Origin of the sequence: Poseidonocella pacifica (assembly GCF_900111875.1) — a bacterium.
Classification (GTDB): Bacteria; Pseudomonadota; Alphaproteobacteria; order Rhodobacterales; family Rhodobacteraceae; genus Poseidonocella; species Poseidonocella pacifica.
Window position 1 is genome coordinate 707,678 of the sequence record NZ_FOJU01000002.1, and the last position, 18,164, is coordinate 725,841.

General features: G+C 59.0%; 18 protein-coding genes and 3 pseudogenes. 10 read left to right on the forward strand and 11 right to left on the reverse strand.

Annotated elements, in window-relative coordinates; genetic code table 11:
* Positions 1 to 9: 9 nt before the first annotated feature.
* The 3 genes from BM234_RS08510 to BM234_RS08520 all read right to left on the reverse strand — a co-directional run bounded on the left by BM234_RS08510 (position 10) and on the right by BM234_RS08520 (position 1,338).
* Positions 10 to 375 (reverse strand): hypothetical protein, encoded by a 366-nt coding sequence (locus BM234_RS08510; RefSeq protein ID WP_139226786.1) that lies wholly within the window; start codon positions 373 to 375, stop codon positions 10 to 12.
* A 107-nt stretch (positions 376 to 482) separates the two neighbouring features.
* On the reverse strand, positions 483 to 833 hold the full coding sequence (locus BM234_RS08515) for a hypothetical protein (RefSeq protein WP_092063143.1): 351 nt from the start codon (positions 831 to 833) through the stop codon (positions 483 to 485).
* Positions 834 to 936: 103 nt separating this feature from the next.
* Positions 937 to 1,338: a hypothetical protein gene (locus BM234_RS08520; RefSeq protein ID WP_092063146.1), complete on the reverse strand. Its 402-nt coding sequence runs from the start codon at positions 1,336 to 1,338 to the stop codon at positions 937 to 939.
* Between the two features lie 520 nt (positions 1,339 to 1,858).
* Between BM234_RS08520 and BM234_RS08525 the strand changes: the two genes are divergently transcribed.
* Positions 1,859 to 3,502: a hypothetical protein gene (locus BM234_RS08525; RefSeq protein WP_092063149.1), complete on the forward strand. Its 1,644-nt coding sequence runs from the start codon at positions 1,859 to 1,861 to the stop codon at positions 3,500 to 3,502.
* Positions 3,503 to 3,551: 49 nt separating this feature from the next.
* Here BM234_RS08525 and BM234_RS08530 read toward each other — a convergent pair whose 3' ends face one another.
* Entirely contained in the window at positions 3,552 to 4,241 is a 690-nt protein-coding gene (locus BM234_RS08530; RefSeq protein WP_092063152.1) for a DNA-binding protein, read from the reverse strand.
* Between the two features lie 284 nt (positions 4,242 to 4,525).
* Here BM234_RS08530 and BM234_RS08535 point away from each other — a divergent pair.
* The 4 genes and pseudogenes from BM234_RS08535 to BM234_RS08550 all read left to right on the forward strand — a co-directional run bounded on the left by BM234_RS08535 (position 4,526) and on the right by BM234_RS08550 (position 7,926).
* A pseudogene (locus tag BM234_RS08535) lies at positions 4,526 to 5,550 on the forward strand (IS1595 family transposase).
* Positions 5,551 to 5,655: 105 nt separating this feature from the next.
* Positions 5,656 to 6,456 carry an ATP-grasp domain-containing protein gene (locus BM234_RS08540; RefSeq protein WP_092063155.1) on the forward strand — a complete coding sequence of 267 codons (801 nt, stop codon included), beginning with the start codon at positions 5,656 to 5,658 and terminating at the stop codon, positions 6,454 to 6,456.
* A gap of 634 nt (positions 6,457 to 7,090) precedes the next feature.
* Complete coding sequence (locus BM234_RS08545) at positions 7,091 to 7,429, forward strand: ArsR/SmtB family transcription factor (protein ID WP_092063157.1); 339 nt, start codon at positions 7,091 to 7,093, stop codon at positions 7,427 to 7,429.
* On the forward strand, positions 7,426 to 7,926 hold the full coding sequence (locus BM234_RS08550) for an SRPBCC family protein (RefSeq protein WP_092063160.1): 501 nt from the start codon (positions 7,426 to 7,428) through the stop codon (positions 7,924 to 7,926). Before BM234_RS08545 ends, BM234_RS08550 begins: the two co-directional genes overlap by 4 nt.
* Positions 7,927 to 8,087: 161 nt before the next feature.
* Here BM234_RS08550 and BM234_RS17260 read toward each other — a convergent pair whose 3' ends face one another.
* From BM234_RS17260 to BM234_RS08560, 3 genes are all read right to left on the reverse strand, one after another.
* Entirely contained in the window at positions 8,088 to 8,336 is a 249-nt protein-coding gene (locus BM234_RS17260) for a hypothetical protein (protein WP_139226787.1), read from the reverse strand.
* A gap of 233 nt (positions 8,337 to 8,569) precedes the next feature.
* A complete protein-coding gene (locus BM234_RS17265) occupies positions 8,570 to 8,785 on the reverse strand; it encodes a hypothetical protein (RefSeq protein ID WP_139226788.1) in 216 nt (71 codons plus the stop codon).
* Positions 8,736 to 10,331, reverse strand: a complete 1,596-nt coding sequence (locus tag BM234_RS08560) for a hypothetical protein (RefSeq protein ID WP_092063168.1) — start codon at positions 10,329 to 10,331, stop codon at positions 8,736 to 8,738. Before BM234_RS08560 ends, BM234_RS17265 begins: the two co-directional genes overlap by 50 nt.
* A gap of 89 nt (positions 10,332 to 10,420) precedes the next feature.
* Here BM234_RS08560 and BM234_RS08565 point away from each other — a divergent pair, with 89 nt between their 5' ends.
* The 3 genes and pseudogenes from BM234_RS08565 to BM234_RS17640 all read left to right on the forward strand — a co-directional run bounded on the left by BM234_RS08565 (position 10,421) and on the right by BM234_RS17640 (position 13,057).
* Positions 10,421 to 10,903, forward strand: coding sequence for a hypothetical protein (locus BM234_RS08565; protein ID WP_092063171.1), 483 nt, complete (start codon positions 10,421 to 10,423; stop codon positions 10,901 to 10,903).
* Positions 10,904 to 11,374: 471 nt separating this feature from the next.
* Positions 11,375 to 12,061 (forward strand): annotated as a pseudogene (locus BM234_RS17635) (DUF262 domain-containing protein); the annotation flags it as partial.
* A gap of 438 nt (positions 12,062 to 12,499) precedes the next feature.
* Positions 12,500 to 13,057 carry an HNH endonuclease family protein gene (locus tag BM234_RS17640; protein WP_245752557.1) on the forward strand — a complete coding sequence of 186 codons (558 nt, stop codon included), beginning with the start codon at positions 12,500 to 12,502 and terminating at the stop codon, positions 13,055 to 13,057.
* 329 nt (positions 13,058 to 13,386) lie between these two features.
* Here BM234_RS17640 and BM234_RS08580 read toward each other — a convergent pair whose 3' ends face one another.
* Together BM234_RS08580 and BM234_RS08585 are read right to left on the reverse strand one after the other, a co-directional pair.
* Complete coding sequence (locus BM234_RS08580; protein WP_092063179.1) at positions 13,387 to 13,716, reverse strand: hypothetical protein; 330 nt, start codon at positions 13,714 to 13,716, stop codon at positions 13,387 to 13,389.
* Positions 13,713 to 14,987, reverse strand: a complete 1,275-nt coding sequence (locus BM234_RS08585) for a hypothetical protein (protein WP_175501228.1) — start codon at positions 14,985 to 14,987, stop codon at positions 13,713 to 13,715. Before BM234_RS08585 ends, BM234_RS08580 begins: the two co-directional genes overlap by 4 nt.
* Here BM234_RS08585 and BM234_RS17460 point away from each other — a divergent pair.
* Positions 14,978 to 15,280, forward strand: a complete 303-nt coding sequence (locus BM234_RS17460; protein WP_175501229.1) for a hypothetical protein — start codon at positions 14,978 to 14,980, stop codon at positions 15,278 to 15,280. The two genes, BM234_RS08585 and BM234_RS17460, sit on opposite strands and share 10 nt — an antisense overlap.
* Here BM234_RS17460 and BM234_RS17835 read toward each other — a convergent pair.
* Together BM234_RS17835 and BM234_RS08595 are read right to left on the reverse strand one after the other, a co-directional pair.
* Positions 15,206 to 15,505 carry an IS1/IS1595 family N-terminal zinc-binding domain-containing protein gene (locus BM234_RS17835; RefSeq protein ID WP_425439235.1) on the reverse strand — a complete coding sequence of 100 codons (300 nt, stop codon included), beginning with the start codon at positions 15,503 to 15,505 and terminating at the stop codon, positions 15,206 to 15,208. The two genes, BM234_RS17460 and BM234_RS17835, sit on opposite strands and share 75 nt — an antisense overlap.
* Positions 15,506 to 15,995: 490 nt before the next feature.
* The gene (locus tag BM234_RS08595) at positions 15,996 to 17,096 is read right to left on the reverse strand and encodes an ankyrin repeat domain-containing protein (protein ID WP_092063188.1); all 1,101 of its coding nucleotides are present in this window, start codon (positions 17,094 to 17,096) and stop codon (positions 15,996 to 15,998) included.
* Positions 17,097 to 17,338: 242 nt separating this feature from the next.
* On the opposite strand from BM234_RS08595, the pseudogene BM234_RS08600 reads away from it, so the two are divergent.
* A pseudogene (locus BM234_RS08600) lies at positions 17,339 to 18,070 on the forward strand (IS5 family transposase); the annotation flags it as partial.
* Positions 18,071 to 18,164: the final 94 nt, after the last annotated feature.

Here is an 18,164-nt window from a genome sequence, read left to right on the forward strand (position 1 = left end):
CCGCCCCGATCAAGTCGCGGCGAGGCGGGCGCAAAGATCCGCCACCCGCGCCCCGGACCAGCGAACCGCGCCGTAGACATCGAAAGGCGCGCAGCCTGACATGGCCAGCGCGTCGATCTCCCGGAACGACAGCATGTTCAGGGAGAGCGCGACCTCCGCGAGTTCGGCCATTACGGCCGACCGGGCGGGTAAAGGGGCAGCACAAAGGCCGACGAGTTCGGCCACCGCGTCGGCCGCCTCCTCATCCCCCAAGGCAGAGAACAGGTCGTAGAGGGTCATGCCCTCGCGACGGATAAAGTCGACCACATGGAGGACGGCGTCCTCGCGCCGTTCCTGAGCCGTGGAAACGAGGGCGGTGTTGGTAAGCATATTCATGCTGGTCTCCCGGACGACAGTCCGTGGCGGGGGCCACGAAAGATCATCTGTCGTCGTCAAGGCCGTCAGCGCGAGCGCAAGCCGGCGCTGAGGCATGCAGGCTACAGTCATAGCCGGGCACTCAGATCGCCGAGCCGAGCACCGTAGAACCGCACGGCTGCGTCGAGATCGGCGGGGGCACTGCCGTTGGTCCAAGCTCGGTCGAGCGCTCCGGCTCCGACTTCGGCCAAATTCCGCAGCACAAGATCGAGGTCTGCACGCATGGCAGGCAGGTCTCGAATATCACAGGTCACGCGCTCGATCAGGCGGACCACGGCTTGGCCGGCCTCGTAGCATTCGCAGGCGACAAGAAGCTCGTGCAACGCTGCGGCTTCGATAGAAAGGAAGCCGGCCAAGTGTCGGTATCGATCCGTCACATGCGGATCGAGGAAGGATATTTGCGAGGCGTCGTCGGACATTAAGTTCCTCCACAACAGCCTGCGGGCGATGGCCGCGCATCCAATGCTGTCGGTCAAGCGCCGCCGGCCAGGAGGGGACCGGCGACGTGGGGGCGGCGCGGAATTACGCCGCCGAGATACGCGCTGCCGACGGATGATCCAGGTCCGTCATTTCGATGGCATCGCGCAAACCGTCGGTGAGAAGACAGATCTCCTCGACGACAGTTGACGCGGGATCAAGGAGAGCGAAACGTGCACTTTCCTCACTGTCCAGGTCGTCCACATTCTCCAGCGCGAGGATATTCACCAGCTCGTGCAGGTGGTGCATGTCACGCCGAGTGAGAGGGGCGGCCCGGGCGAGGGCGTCTGTTACTTCGAGGGCAAGGTGTTCGCCCCGTCGTCCGGCGAGGAGTTCCGCCGCGTGGATGAGCGCCTCTCGATGTTCCCCGGCAAAAACGCGCAGCGGTGCGGTCTCACCGAGGAGGGTGGGCAATACGATGTCGCAGAAACATTGTTCGTCGAACATAGCGATCTCCGTGTTCGAGGAGCCGGCAGATTGGCCGGTGTCAAGATTGTCCTGCTTTTAGCATCCCCTCCCGGCGTGCCTGTCTGGCCGGCTGTCTGATCCGGCTCTCGCCAAGGAGCCGGGTCGCGGCAGGCGGCCCTGAGCGCGCCCGCCACATTATCTTGTCGTGGGACTGCTGTTCGTCCGCGGGGGTCCAGGGGGACGTCATCCCCCTGGCCGGGGCTGGGGAGGCCCGAGCAGTGAGGGGTCCGGGGGGAGAGTGCGGAACGACTTCCCCCGGCCGCCGGAGGCGCCGGAGTGCAGGGGTGGCGAACGCCCTGCCGTTGTCCGCGCAGGACCGCCTCCCCGGCGTGAGGGGCCCTCGGAGAGCCGGCGCGTAGTGAGCTCCGAAGGGGCGGCTCGCACTACGCATAGTCGGACACTATGCCTTGTGCGCCCGCCTTCGGGGCGCGTCGCAGACATTTCCAGAGGTGCGCCCATCTTACCTATTTCCCCGTCGCCTCGAACAAAGGAGATGGCGATGAAAGGTTATCAATTCGCGCGCATGGAGTCGTATTCGGTGCAGGGCGCGCCCGGGAAGAAATCCAATGAACCCAAGTTCCGGAAGAGCGGCGAGCGAGCCTGGACAGCGCAAGAGGTGCTGGACGAAGCTGAACGGAAACCTTGGGCCTCGTTCCATGTCAATCCGGGCGGGCTGCCGCCGCAGATCCTGCCCGGGACCGTCAGCTCATTCGCCGCGGCGCGAGCGGCACATGAAGAAGCGTCGACGGTCAATGAGGTCTACGTCCGCAAGGGCAAGAAGGCGAAGCGAAAGCTGCGTTCTGACGCCCGCACGCTCTATTCCTCGGTGGTGTCACTTCCCACGCTCACGGTGGATGCTCTGGCCGATCCCGAACTTCGAGAGGAATGCGTCGCTCTGCTCGCGGCGGCAATGGAGCATGAGAGGAAGACCGTCGAGAAGGCCGGTGGGGTTCTCCTGATGGGCGTCATTCACTGGGACGAGGATCATGTCCATGCGCATTACCTTGCAATCGAGCCCCAGCTTGGTCGGGTCGATGCGCTTCACCCCGGCAGAGCTGCCAAGATCGCGTTCAACGAGGCGCACGCGGCAGAGAAGGTGAAGGACCCCAAGGCCGTGGGCCAAGGTGCGAACCGCGCCTACCGCGCAGCGATGAGTAAATGGCAGGACGATTTCTACGAAGAGGTCTTTGATGGCGCCGGTCTGCTCCGGTTCGGGCCCAAACGATGCCGCATGACACGTGCCGAGTATCAGAAGGCCCTGACGGTGAAAGACCGTCAGGCAAGGGATGAGAAGCGGAGGGCAGAAAGCGCGGCGAAGTTCAACGAGCAGGTCACGGCTATCGAAGGCGAGAAGACCGACCTCCTCCTCCGCGAAACCGAAGCAGCCAGACTGGCGGCGCAGGGCCAAGCGGAAATCACCCGTGCGGAAAAGCTTGCTTGCTCGGCCGCGGATAGGGCCAAGGCGCTGGAATGCGGGATGAGTGCCATCGAGGCACGCAAGATTGACTACCGGCCCGCAACCGAGGAACGTCGGGAGGGGCTCGTGTACGGACCGAACGCGCCCGACGCAGAAGAAGACCGGCGCTCGCTCAAGAAGCGGATCATGCCGGCGTTCGATCTGCTGCTCGGCTTCGCCCGCCGGGTCTTTGGGGTCCGCCAGCGTGAGGAGGCCCAGGAAGCGACGGCGGCAGAGCTGCGCCGCGGCGCGGCTGTTGTGGAAGCGGCGATGTCTCAGTCGCGACAGGTTGTCCCGGAGAGCTTGGCAGCACTGGCAGCTGGAGAAACGGCCCCCCTGGACGAGGAAAGCTTTCCCGGGGCCTGGGCGATACCGTCCGAGACAGAAACCGCTGCGCTTCGGACACGACTGGAAACCACGACAAATCTGGAGCTCAGGGCCGCATATCAAGCAACGCGCGATGCCATGCTCCTGACTGAAGAAGACGCCGCGCTTCGCGCGAATTACGTCAGAGGTGTGAAGGTGATCGAGTTGAATGCTGCGGAACGCGGGTTTGATCTCGAGACCGGTCGACAGGACGTGGAGAACGCCACGGACCCGAAAGTGGCGGCCCTTCACACCGATCAATTTCGCGAGCCGATCAAGGTCCTTTGGTTGTCTCCGGAGCGCGTTCGCAGGAGGACTTGAGCGCCGGAATGAAGAAGAGCCGAGGTAGGGGCGCCTCGGCTCTGCCTACTTATGCTGCCTCGTTGTCGAGATCACCGTCGTCCTTATCGCCTTGCTCGAGGTCTTCGTGCACCGCATCACCGCCATCGCCCGTGAGAGGCAGACCCTCCTCGCCCGCCGGATCGCCGAAGAGCGGCATCTGGCACGCATCTTCAAGGTCGGTCGCCGCGTTCTTGTCCTCCTTGGCCGCCGCACGTGCGGCTTCCTGCCGACCGAGGAGCCGACCCTCCAGTCCTGCGATGACCATCCGAAGATCTGCGACCTGCTCTTCGAGCTCCGCCTTAGCCGCCTCGGCCCCCTGGGCGCGAGCCTTCATCGTCTCCAGCTCGTCCTCAACGGTGCCGACATTGGTCTCCCATTCGTCCAGATGCTTGCGGAGCTCTGCTACTTCATTCGCATGTGCGCGCCGGCTCAACGCGGCCGCTTCGTCAGCGGCGCGAAACGCGGTCTCCCAGAGCGCGGTGGAAAGCTCCGCGACCTCATCCGGCATATCAGGAACCTTGCTTTCTGCTTGAGCGCGGGCTTCCTTCTCGGCGACGATAGCCTTGACGATCGGGGAGAGATCGCGGAACGAGCAACCTCCGATCTGCTCGCGAACGTTCGCATTCGTGATTGGTTTGCCGAGCTTTTCGAGCTCGATCACTGCCGCCTTGGCCTTCTTCTCCAGTGCAGCGTTCTTCTGATGGGTCTTGGTCGCCATCTTTGGCTCCTACCTTTGGTAATGGTAAGCGCCGGTATTACCGTTACCCGCGCTACCGCCCCGGCGGGGTGGTAGGAAGTAATTGGGTTCGAGTACGAGTGGCGAAAAACAATTTTGCAGCGTCCCAAAGAATTTTTTCCCAATTATCCACCAAACAAATCAGAACAGCTGCAATGACCCAGTTTTGTATGCCTCGCTTCGGTCCCATGGCCGCCATCACGTAGACATTTCCGTTTCTCAGAAATCAGCCAATGTTCTGGGTTCTCCTGAAAAGAGGCTGCACAATGATCAACGAGCTGAAGTCCGTCCGCAATGTCTGGAAGAAAATGCCAACGGAGCATCACGCGCGGGTCTTCCTGGAAAGAGCGATCTGGGGTGATGATCGCTTCTGCCCGCACTGCGGCAGCCTGAGGTCACGACCGCTCGCAGCGCTTCGGTGCGCTCTGGCCTCTACCAGTGTTCCGAGAAGGAGTGCCGCTGCCAGTTCACCGTAACTACGAAGACGCCGCTCCACGCGACCAAGCTCGATCTCCGGATCTGGATCGCGGCTATGTTCTTGGTGCTGACCTCTTCCAAGGCCATTTCGTCGGTCGTCATGGCGCGCATTCTGGGCGTCAACCAGAAGACCGCATGGAAATTGGGCCACGCTATTCGAGAACTAATGGACGACAGGGGGCGGGTTACCGGGCAGTTGTCCGGCGTGGTCGAGGTTGATGAAGCATTCATCGGGGGGAAGCCCAAGTTCCGTCGCGGGGCCAAGAACAAGCGCGGTCGAGGAACGAAGAAACCGATCGCCCTCGTTGCGGCTGTCCAAAATGGCCAGGCCCGGGCCATTCTCATCCCGAATGCGAAGGGGCGCACGATGAAACCCATCATGGAAGACTGGATCGATCCGAGTTCAATATTGGTCACGGACAAAAACCGTAGCTATCGAAAGATCGGCGGATCTTTCGCCGGCCACCTCACCGTGCAACACAACAAGCGACAATACTCCAACCGGAAAACGGGGGCGCATATCAACACTGTTGAAGCTGTGAATGCCGTGGTGCAACGCGCACTAATCGGGGTGTATCACCGCCTTGGACGCAAGCACCTCCAGCGCTATCTCGACGAGATTTTGTGGCGGTGGAATCACCGGGTCCCCGAGACGAAGGTGCGAAAGCTGAAGTCCACCTCGGGGAAACCCTCGTCCGAAACCACGATGGTGTGGAAGCCGATCCCGGTGGTCGACCAGATGCGGGGCCTTCTGTGCGACGCCGTCGGACGCGAGTTGCGGCGCACCCCTGCCTGGGGCCTTCGACGGCCGTGATCCCGTGCTCGCGTCGGGAGATCGGTCCGCGCCAACGGCGGGCGTTGGCTTCACCTTGCCGAAATGATCTTATGCCTCCAATACCCGAGCCGAGAAAGAGAAGCGATGCAGTGGATACTTCAGCAATTCGAGGACACGCAGAAACTCGCGGACGCGCTTGAACACCTCGGAATTCGATACTCCTGGCACAAAGTCGTGCCATTCGTTGGCGAGCTCATTCCCGAGCCGGACGTGCAAGACAAGCAGGCCGTCGTGATGTTCGGTTCCTACACGCTTTGGCGCTACGCCGAATCCAGGGGGTTCAAGCCGGGCGTATTTCGGATTCGTCCGTTCGTCCATGAAGAGCCTTGGCAAGCCCATATGCTCAATGGTCCGGGCGCTCTCTTTCTGACAACCAAAGAGATCGCGACCAAGTTGTCGGACGATGATCGCGCCTGGTTCATTCGCCCTGTCTCGGACAGCAAGGAACAGGCGGGAGCCGTCAAGTCCTCCGCGGAAATCCTCAAGACCGCTCGCAAAGTCCTCTCACTCGACCCAGACGAGATTCCGAGTGGCTCGCTGCGCCACGACACCCTGATGATGCTGACGGCTCCGGCGCGGATACTCCAGGAATGGCGTATCTGGATCGTGAACGGTCAGGTCGTCACCTACTCCCTCTACAAGGACGGGACCCGGGTGACTTACCGCCATGAAATCGATCCCGATGCCCTCGAGTTTGCGCAATCTTTGGCGCGGTTGAATGAAGGCTACTCGCCAGCGTTTGTCATGGACATCTGCCGGACAGTGGATGGGTTGCGTCTTCTCGAAACGAACTGCATCAACGCTGCCGGCTTCTACGCGGCCGATCTGGTGAAGCTCGCCGAGGTGATCGACGGCATGGCGCGAGATCTTCAACCAGATTCATAGCGTTGTCCGCTTGCTGTTTCAAGAAAGCCGGCGGCTTCGGCGGTTTGCGTTGCTTTTTTTCGTGGATATTAGGGAATTTTTTGGAGGTGTCCGCAAACCACGTTGGTGCGCTTCGTCATTTCGCAATAAGGCCTAAATTACTCCGCTTTTCCCGCGGAGGATGCCCTTGCTACACCACGACTTTCGCCGATTTCTCGATACCCTCGATCGCTTGAACCCGGCCCAGATCGAGGACGCCCAATCGAAGCACCGACAAACCAAGACTACCATTACCCCTTCTGCGGCGACGAGCGTCGACAGAAGTGGGGCCGCTCCCGGGCCAAGGTCCACCGCGACAGCTGCACTGCTGCCAAAAGACCCGTTCGGGCAGACCGGGTAGCGCCATCGACCGACCAGCAGGAATCGCGCAAGGGTTCTCGCGAATGGGCCCGGTACTTCGCAAATCCGAAGACGGTCGCACCGCCGCCCCGCCCCAGGTGGGGGGGACTTCACAATGCAGAGGCTGAAGATGATGCGAGGCCTCTCGAAGTGGCAGATGCTGCGGCGGACATGAATGGCCCGTATTGTTTCCTTACAACTACAAGAGAACACTTATCCCTTGAGGTAACTAACGACTCGGTCTATATTTACCCTTATGGATAACAATAGCCCCGAACTCGATACCATTTTCCTTGCTTTCGCGGACAGCACCCGCAGGGCGGTCTTACGACGGCTTGGCGATGGCCCAGCCTCGGTCAGCGATCTGGCCGCGCCCTTCGATATGGCGCTGCCACCGTTTATGAAACACATCCGAACGCTGGAAAACGCGGGCCTTATCACAACCGAAAAGGTAGGCCGCGTCAGAACCTGCGAACTCAATCCAGAAAAATATGCGGCTGTCGAGGACTGGCTCAAGGAACAGCGCCAGCAATGGGCATCGCGCTACCGGAAACTCGATCAACTGCTCAAACAACTAAAGGAAAAAGACAAATGAAACCCGATCTCCACTTCAGTTTTCAGACGGACATGCAGAGCAATCGACTTACCATCCGGCGCGAGTTCGACGCACCCAAGGACTTGGTGTGGGACTGCTATACCAAGGCGGAACTGCTGGACCAGTGGTTCGCTCCCGAACCTTTCACGGCCAAAACCAAATCCATGGCATTTGAGGAAGGCGGGCATTGGCATTTCGCCATGGTCGATCCTGACGGAAATGAACACTGGGTCCGCTTCGACTATAAGAGCATTACGCCGAAGGACGGCTATCGCGCGCAAGACGCCTTCAGTGACGCGAACGGCAGCATCAATCGCGACATGCCCGTATCGACCTGGGATGTGACGTTCGAGGACGCATCCCCGCGCACGCTCGTCCAGATTAACTCGACCTACGAGACGCCCGAGGCGCTCCAAGAGGTGATCGACATGGGCATGAAGGAAGGCATGGAAGCCACCCTCTCCGGTCTCGACAGGCTGCTTGCGAAGCTGAGCTGAGCTGAGCAGGAGCAGGAGCCAAAGCGGACCAACACAGGTTGCGGACACCCCCAAGATTTTTTTCGGACCCGGCGCGGTCGATCCGTCGGAGGGCATCGTGGCGGGCGCCCGCCCTGCCGGTGATGTCCGGCAGGCACTTAGGCCGAATGATCATGCGGCGCTCAGGTGACATAGCGGCCCTCTTCCGTCATTTCGGCCATGGCGAGGCCGGCCACTGTCTTGAGCGTCGGCGCGACGGTGGTGGCGCGGCCGCGCAGGAAGGTGCGGGCGACTATTTCGGCGTCGGCCTCACCCAGGTCCTCCAGTGCGTCACGGACGGCGGCGATTTGGTCGGGCAGCGATTTCGGCCAAGGGGGCCTTGGCGGCGGCGATATCGAGTTTGCCGGTCCGGGCCTCGGCAGCGCGGCCATCCGGGTCCTGGTAGTCGGGACGGAGCCAGCGGACATGGCCGCGGGCCTCTTCCTCGGCACGCGCGTGATTGAGGGCGGCAGGACACTTCAGGATGGTGTCCTCAAAGGCACGGCTTCCCCGCCGTCCGTGACGCAGTTGGATGTGGGGCGCGTCCTCCGCCGGCAGGAGGCTCAGCTGTTCTGCTTCGGCCTTGGGACCGGCTTCCTGCTTGGCCTCCACGACGAAGCCCGCGTCAGTAGAGATCGGTTCGCCGGCGCCCACGGGCGACGGTGTGGGTCTCGGTGACCGAGCGCTCGAACCGATAATGGTTGGTCTGGCCGTCGCTTTGCGCCGGTTTCGGGCGCGCGAGGACGTGGACATCGGAGAGCTCGCCCGCGAAACTCTGGAAATTGGACATCTCAGTCCCGCCGGTCGCGCTCCAGCGGATAATAAACTCGTCGATACTCAAACTCGATCTCCCCCTGCTGCTGTGCAGGTTGCACCCAAGGGTTGGTTTCGACAACGATTTCCTTCAACCCCCCGCCATCGGGTGCGGAGATCTTTTCCGTTCGCGTCGCCTGCGTCGGCCGGTTGGGGCGGCAGGGGCTTGTGGTGGGGGTGGGGGCACTGGCGGCGGGGCTTCGCCCCTCCGCCGGCGCCTTCGGCAAGGCAGAGCCCCCTTGTAGCGGGCACGGACCAGTCTCAATGTCCGCGGTTGTCGCAGGCTTGGCCGGTTCGACGATCTGGCCGGCTTTCCGGCGACGATAGAAGGTGCTTCTCGACATTCCGAGCTCGACCCACGGCTGCCGAGCCTCGCGGTCATTCTCCTCCAGCCACGCATCGCGCGACATCGCACCGGCGGCCTGACGCCGCTGGCATTCCCGCTCGGCCTTCCTGCGGGCGCGCTCGCACTTCGGCATCACTTGCTCGAGGCCGAGCGTCCGGGCTCCTGCCGCGGTCACGCCGAGCATGTCGGCAATGGTGGCGCCGGCATAGTGATACCGCCCGTCAAAGAGAGGCGCACCGCTCTGGGGGAGATCGGCATGACGGGCGGCCATCCTCGCGACGCCGGACACTTCGGAGGGGGGAAGGCCAGGGGTGGCCTCGGCGGCCATTGCCTGAACGCGGTCCGGTATTTCCGCGGCGCCGAATGTGTGGGAGAGGCAAGCCGCATAGAGATGCAGCCAGGTGTTCCGGGTGCCGACCGGCACGTGACCACCCCATGACAGACGCAGGCGATCGAGATCACGCAAGACCGCCGAGAATCGCGCGCGCACGGGGAGCCCCCCGGAATGCTTTCGCGCAGCGTGCTGCTTCCGGCGCACCTGCCGATATTTCAGCTCCTCCCGGGTCGGGCGGCCTGCGGCGATGTAAATGTCGTCGGCCAGCCGATCGAAGTCGTAGCGTTCCAGGGTGCCGCCGATGATCGACGCGATCTTCTGGCTCTTGCTGTTAAGCGAGCCGGGCAGCCGAGTGATGCGTGCGGCATCACGGCAAGCAGGATCGGCCCCGAGGGAGCGGAAGTGCTCGATCACCACGTTCTGCGCCTCCTGCCACCGCGGCAGGGCCTTGGGCGGCAGGGGCTTGATTAGCCAGATTGCAGCCAGGCCGCGTCCCGTGGAAAGAAGCACGCTCGGCTGCGGCAGCTTCAGTGACAGGCAGTGCATCGTCACATCGAGCGACCACGCCCCCACGGACCTGCTGGCGCCGGGTGGCAGGCGGTCAATATCGAGGTCCAGGAACAGGCCGTTCAAAGCGGCGAGATGGCTCACTTTTCGGGGGCCATGGAAGCGATGGAGGCTGATATATCCGTCGCTATCCAGAAAATTATTGGCCAACACTGGAGCGGTGGTCAGGGTGTATGTCTTGGAATGTGCCCGTCCGGTCGCATCCTTCGCCATGAGGGTCGTCTTGCCGATCGCATCTTCCGGATGCAGCAGACGGACGTAGGCTTCAGTGGTGAGTCTCGGCGCTGCCGAGCCCGTCTCGAAATCGGTCTGGTCAAAGTGTTTCATCTGGAGGAACTGGTGCTGAACGCACCTGCCTCAAAACGTGAACATCCCAACTCTTCCGCGTGAACAACGGCCACCCCCTGCGCGTGGCCATGACGTGGAGGCAAGGCATTTCCGCTCCGAGTCATGTCGACCGAAATTCCAATCAGGCCGGGCATACCGCCCGGTCTGAAACACTGGAGAACGACACGACCTCGACGAACAACAACCGCCCCAACCCGCTGAATGAGCCGGGCCGTCCAGACGCGGAAGCGTGCCGGATCGTCCTCACCAACCAGGCGACGATCGATGACGCGGTCGCCACCCTGTCCTCGAGCGAGACGATCGCCGTGGCCCTCGCCTTTGGTCGGGCCGATCTACTGCCGAGCGACTACCGCGACTTCCGGTCGGCATGGCGCCGGCACAACACGCGCCAGCGCACCCTGATGGATCTTGCCGCGAAGGCCCGGTGGCCGGGTCGCCATGAAAGGGTTGTTTGCAGAAAGACCACTGGCAACCGGTCGAACTCAAACTGTTGCGCTTGCGCATGGATCGCGCGCACTCATCAGCAGGTCATCTGGCTGCCCCAAAACTGACCCGCCCCCGCACAACGGCGAGAGCGGCTGATTCCAGGCGGTAGTGACTCCCGGCGGATTGTGTTGAAAAACTCTCCTACAGTGCGCTGAACCAGTTTCGGCAGAACACAATTCCAATCTATGGGAATTTCGGCGGCACCCCTGGGCGCAATTTGCTTGTCGGAGAACAGCTTCCCGCTTTGTAGAGTTTTGCAATTGCAGCAGGTAGTTTTTCCACGGAATCGGAGGATTGTGGACATTCGCTGCGCAGCAGAGGGTTCTTCGCATGGAATGCCGAAGGGCCATGCGCGGGTGACGATTCGTGTGCGACCGGAACGTGGGTAGTTCGGGCTAACGCTTGACGCTGCGCCAATAAAACGAAGGCGATGTTCAACTGGTAAGCCAACTTTTAAATTCAGCGCCGGTGACCGTCTTGCGCATCATTGGCCCGAGGACTACCGTTCTGGCAGTGCTATCACCCAGAGGAACTCAATGAAAACATTTAGCTTCGACGATATCGGAATTGCAAAGATTTTTGCTAATTTCTCATTGGTTATTCCTCCGCACCAACGCGATTATGCATGGACTAACGAGGAGGTGGAACAGCTTTTCTCAGACGTCGAAGCGGCGTATCGTGGAAGCTCTGAGTATTTCCTTGGCACTATTGTAGCAATCGAAGGAACGGATTCCGGCACACTAAGTGTCGTGGATGGTTAGCAAAGGCTGACGACTACCTATTTGCTGCTTGCTGCTATAAGGGATTACTTACACGAGAAAAAAATTGGTGAAGAGATATCTACGTCACTTCAGAATAGCTATCTTTTTAGCAGCGACCGGCGCGAAGGCTTCAAACAGAGGCTCGCTCTAAACACTGATGACAGGACCTTCTTCAAAAATCTCACATCAAAGAATACCGAGAAAGATTGGCCCCCGAAAGTTAGCCGGACTTCTCACAAACTCCTAAAGAACGCCTATTTTTGTGCTGCAAAGCGCGTCGAAAGTATTGCAATTTCGGTCTCGGGTGTTGATGCCCCTGCAACGTTAAATAATTGGATCGACTATCTTGAGAACGCGGCGCAAGTCATATTGTTGCGTGCGCATGATCAGTCGCGTGCTTTCAAGATGTTTGAGACGTTGAACGACCGCGGGCTGCGGACCTCCCAAGCTGATCTTGTGAAGAGCTACCTATTCGGCCTCGCCGACAAACAGGTCGGTCTCGCACAATCCAAATGGTCGAACATGTTGGAAAATTTGCAGGACCTTGGAGGTGACGACCCACAAGTGTCTTTCCTGCGACACTACTTAATTGCTTTTTCTGGGTTTGTGCGCGCCGATGGTGTCTACGACGCAATCCAGAACAGGTATAAAAATGAAGGAACTTCAATCTCCTTCCTGACATCTTTGGCAGAAACTTCACGCATTTACACGGCGACCTTCAATCCAGAAAGTGAGTTCTGGGATGACTATTCGCCTGCTTCTCGAAAATACCTTGAGGACTTCAACTTCTTTGATCTCCGGCCGATGAGACCGCTCCTCTTGGCGGTTTCGACCAAGTTCGATAAGAACGAATTTTCAAAATCCATCCGATGCCTCAGTTCTCTTAGTTTGCGCCTTGTAATGTCGGCAAGGACCCGCAGTGGCGCGAATGAGCAAGCCTTCGCAGACGCTGCAATAAAAATCACTGAAGGTGAGATCGTGAAGCATAAGGATCTTGTCGAAGCATTGAAAAAGATCTTTGTGTCGGATAAAGATTTTCAGGAAGTGTTTGCAAACGCTCGTGTTTCGAAAGCGGCTCTGGCCCGGTATATCCTAAGAGAGTTGGAACACACTATGTCGCCGGACAAAAAAGAGGAGGAGTGGGTCAACACCGATCCGCAGCAGATTACCCTTGAGCACATTCTCCCCAAGACTTTCCCGGAGACTGGCTGGGAGAATTTTGATGCTGATACACACATGGAATATAAAACTCGGCTCGGCAACCTTTGCCTTCTAAAGAGAAGTGAGAACAACGGCATGTCGAATGACAGCTTCCCAGCCAAGAAACCATTCTTTGCAAAGAGCAGTTTAACCACAACATCCCAACTTAGAGAATACGAAGACTGGTCACCACAGAATCTGGAAGATCGGCAGCGGAAACTGGCAACACTGGCACTGCTGACATGGCCTGCTATTTAGTTCGAGATCCCTCTGGTGAATTCCCGTGACATGCCATTGAGCGGCATTTAACAAATACCAATGGCCGGAAAGGGCCGGATTCAGACCGCGGCTATGTCTGAAAATCGTGCTGGCGGTGGATCAACTCAGGCCAGTAACGCCCTGAATGCTTCTACGGCATCGCCTTTGCGGCGCGCCACCATCCGACGGGCATAGCCCGCGAGATACTTCGTCGCCGGACCTCGGAATGGTGTGCAAAATTTGCTCTTCCACTCAGCATGCAGCCCATTCAATCCTGAGGTGCAAAACTGCCCAGAAATTTTGCGATCAACCCAGATTTGAAAGCAGGCTCAATTCTGCTCCGTCATTCCGGATTGTTGCATGCATTGCCTTGCAAGCGCATCGGCCCGGATATTGCCAGACTGGGTCAACAGGCAATCCATCGCCTCTTGCAGCTGCGCCGCATCACAGGAGAGCGCGCCATAGATGCCGGTCAGCCCATCGAGCCGTGCGATGATCGGGTCGGCGGTCGTGCTGTCCGTCCCGGACAACGCGCCCAGCATTTCCAACCATGACGAGACGGCCATCTGGCCCAGAAGGGCGCAGCGCGGCGGCGTGTCCGCGACGCCGGGGCCGGCCATCAGCCCCAGCAGGATCGCGCAGGAGGCAAGCCGCCTCATGCAGCGCGCGCTTTGCGCCTGCGGCCGAAGGCCAGCAACCCGGCGGCGGAGCCGAGCAGCCAGATGCCGGCCGGCAAAGGCACCACGGAGGGATCGGCAGAGGCGAAGACATAGGCGGAGCCGCTGCCGCCGCCGCCATCATCATCTCCAAATGCGCCCACGATGGCGCTGGTGCCTGAGATCGCGACGGAATACCCGAAGTAGTCACCTGCGGCCGCATCCGATGCGGTCAGCTTGGTGATCTGCGCACCGGTGGTCGCGTTGAACAGATAGGCAGAACCGCTGCTACTGCCACCATCATCATCTGCATATGCGCCCACGATGGCGGTGTTGCCTGAGATCGCGACGGAAGACCCGAAGTAGTCAACTGCCGCCGCATCCGATGCGGTCAGCTTGGCGATCTGCGCGCCGGTGGTCGCGTTGAACAGATAGGCCGAGCCGCTGGTACTGCCACCATCATCATCTGCAAATGCGCCCACGACGGCGGTGTTGCCTGAGATCGCGACGGAATACCCGAAGTAGTCAACTGCCGCCGCATCCGATGCGGTCAGCTTGGCGATCTGCGCGCCGGTGGTCGCGTTGAACAGATAGGCCGAGCCGCTGTTAGTGCCACCATCATCATCTAAATATGCGCCCACGATGGCGGTGTTGCCTGAGATCGCGACGGACTGCCCGAAGTTGTCGAATGCGGCCCCATCCGATGCGGTCAGCTTGGCGATCTGCGCGCCGGTGGTCGCGTTGAACAGATAGGCCGAGCCACTGTCAGAGCCATCGTCATCATCTGCATATGCGCCCACGATGGCGGTGTTGCCTGAGATCGCGACGGAATACCCGAACTGGTCCACTGCGGCCGCATCCGATGCGGTCAGCTTGGCGATCTGCGCGCCGGTGGTCGCGTTGAACAGATAGGAAGAACCGCTGAGGTTGCCACCATCATCATCTCCAATCGCGCCCACGATGGCGGTGTTGCCTGAGATCGCGACGGACCACCCGAATCTGTCGCTTGCGGCCGCATCCGATGCGGTCAGCTTGGCGATCTGCGCGCCAGTGGTCGCGTTGAACAGATAGGAAGAACCGCTGCCGCTGCCATCATCATCATCTGCATATGCGCCCACGATGGCGGTGTTGCCTGAGATCGAGGCGGACCACCCGAAGGTGTCACTTGCGGCCGCATCCGATGCGGTTAATTTGAGTTGGTCGATTGACGAGGCCTGCGCGAGCGGTGCCAGCGCAAGCAGCGGGGGAAGAAAAAGGGCGAGATATGGGCGCATTTCAAAAAATCCTTTTAAGAAAAGTGATTGGTATTTTTGACAACCATAGCGAGAAATGCGATGATCCCGCATCAATTAGATATCGCAGGACAAATATTAACAAGCAAGCCAAAATGCGAAGTGCTCCTTTTGAGCGACCCGATTGCATGGACGTTCTCACACAATTTGCAACCAAAGGGTGCGTGTCGGCTATGTCTGAAAATCGTGTTGGCGGTGAATTAAATCAGGCCAATATCGCCCTGAATGCGTCTATAGCATCGCTGTTGCGGCGCGCCACCATCCGACGGGCATAGCTGTTTGATCCCACGGTTTGATGGTGTGATCTTTTCGCAGAAATGGAAGGAAGCATTATGGGACAAGTTCGTCACGGGCGAGCCCGTTCGCCCGCTCCAGGTCTTCTCGCAAGTCCGGCAGCGCCAGCGGCGCGCCCTGGTGCGTGTCGTCCCCCACGACGACCGCTCGGAGCTGGCGCAGCGCGGGCAGGCGCGCTCCGCCGCGGCTGCGTCGATCTCCACCACTGCTTCCGTGCGCCTTCATGCCGTCGCCTACGCGGCTTCGGCCTCAGCGATCTTCCGCGGAGGCAAGTTGGCGATCGACAACAAGAGGGCGTCGATGACGAACCGAGGGGTGTAGTGCATGCTGTGGGATCTCCGTCTGTGCGCGGAGAGACAATCTTGGCCGATTACGGCAAAAACGAAGCAACACCAACACGATTTTCAGACATAGCCCAAGATCTTCATATTAAGCAAGTATCGATCATTCGCCTCACCTTGCACTATCATTAGTCGCGACCAGAAGCCGGGCCTTGCGAAGGTGATTACAGAACTCAGCGAGTTTGATTAGCCTACCCTAACTGGTCCAGCTTGAATGTTGGCGCATGATTGGCCTGCGCCGCTCTGCAAGCCCGCCCAATGGATTTCGCACATCAATTCCAAATCACTCGTTAGGTCGAAAGCGAATACCCCTTCTCAACCAGAGCATCAAAGAAATGCTCGGACGATCTACCGCCTATGGTGTATACGACCAGATGCCCATGCACCCAAATACCAAGCCTCTCACCAGTTCATCAATCTGGCCTTGCCGGTTTCTGGAACCGTACACCTTAGAGAAACGGGGATGTTGCGAGATGCGGCTGTAGCGGGTTTCGGCGTAATCCTCGACGCACGAACAGATCTCATCTACCGTGACCCCATCGCCCTTGTACATCGCCTGACTTTTGGGGCTGCGACAGGCCTTCTGGATGTCGTTGTCACTTGCAATAATGGAGAGACCCGTTCCGGAGCCCATGCCAGCGGCTACCTTTAGTTGACTTCGTAACTGAATGTCTTCCTCTACCAGTTCCCAAGCATATTCCCCTTTACTATTGACAGCTTTAGGGTCGGTACCTTTTGAAATTAGCCAAACAGCAATTTTTTGAGCGTCAGGTGTCGTCTCACGGGCAAGATGGTGAAGGAGCGTTTGGCCGGGTGACTTACCAAAGACGCTTGTTTCGGAGTAATCCGCGTCGGATATACTATCGATTTTTTTTAATATATCTAGTGATGCGTTTGCACTGATAGCTGGCAAGATCCATCCGGTTTGATTTCGGGAAGTAATTGAAAAATCAGCTCCATATTCAATGATAAGGTCCAGTTTTTCCATGGTGATCTGGGCGTCTCTTCCCATGAATGCCCCGTGAAAGGCTGTCAAACCATTTTTTGAGACAAGGTTGGGGTCGGCACCAGCTTCCAGCAGCACCTTCATAGTGTGCAAAGAGTGATTTTTGTCCAAATGGGCGTGGATCGATGCCAGTTGCAGCGGTAAATTCAGGAAGCGATTACTCAATTCCTGATTTGGGTCTGCTCCCTGTGCCAGGATCAGGCCAATAACAGAAGGTTTGGCACCGCCCGACAAAGCCGCTTCAAGTAAGCTCATCCCATTTTTTCCTTTGCCATCGATCTCGCGTTTGTGCAGAGCGCCGTTGTCAAGGCATTCGCTGAAGCTGATGAAGTCTATGTTTGTCCAGTCCCAGCCGGGATTTTCAGGTTGGTAACAATACAGCTCAGCGTAGGCGGTGCTGGCAGAAATGAAAATGAAAATGGCGCTCAGGGCATTCTTGAGAGTCGTCATGTGCACACCGTTTTTAAATATTCGTCGTACAAATTGAACATCTTTCAACAATGCTCAACCTTATTGATCAAATTGAAACCATTGAATTTTCTGGTAAAATTGTACAGGTCAGTGAGATTGCAGGTAAAAAATCATGTTTGGACCAAGGGCACGCGCACATTTTGGTGCTCCCATAGGCTTTGTTGCACAAGTCGCGTTCAGCAATGATTCACTGCGTGAACCCAGCGTGCGAGCTGGCGTTCATGAGTAGCTGGACACCTACGACGTACAAAACCCGAACCTGGGCGGAGTACAACCTTTCGCTTAAGCAACAGGGATCGCTCGCGATCTGGTTTGATCCTGAGATGGTGTGGGACGCTGCGCCATCTGATCGACGAGGCCTACAGCGACGCGGCGATACAGGCCTGTCTGAGGCTCAAAGCGGTGTTTGGCTTGCCGTTGAGGCAGACGGCAGGCTTTGTAGCCAGTCTACTCAAGCTTGTCGGGTTAGGCTGGCCTGTTCCAGACTTCAGCACCCTGCGCCGGCGACAACGAATCTTGTCCGTCGCCATCCCCTACAAGGGCTCAACGGGGCCATTGCACTTGTTGATCGATGATACGGGCATCAATGCTGTGGGCGAAGGTGAGTGGAACGCTCGTAAGTATGGAGGCCCCAAACGTCGCGTATGGCGCAAGATACATATCGGGATTGATGAGCAAACACTGGAATTCCGGGCCATTGAGGTGACGAGCAGCGGTCTCGGGGATGCGTCTATGCTGCCGACCTAATCAATCAGATCCCACCGGATCAGGATCTCGGGAGCGTCACGGCGGACGGGGCGTACGATACACGCACATGCCACGAGGCGATTGCGGCGCGCAACGCCGATGCTGTCATCCCCCCGCGCAAGCACGCCAAGATGTGGAAGCCAGATACGTCAGGCGCCGGAGCACGCAATGAAGACGTGCGGTCCTCAAAGTACTTGGGCAGAGCGGCTATGTCTGAAAATCGTGTTGGCGGTGGATCAACTCAGGCCAATATCGCCCTGAATGCTACTACGGCATCGCCTTTGCGGCGCGCCACCATCC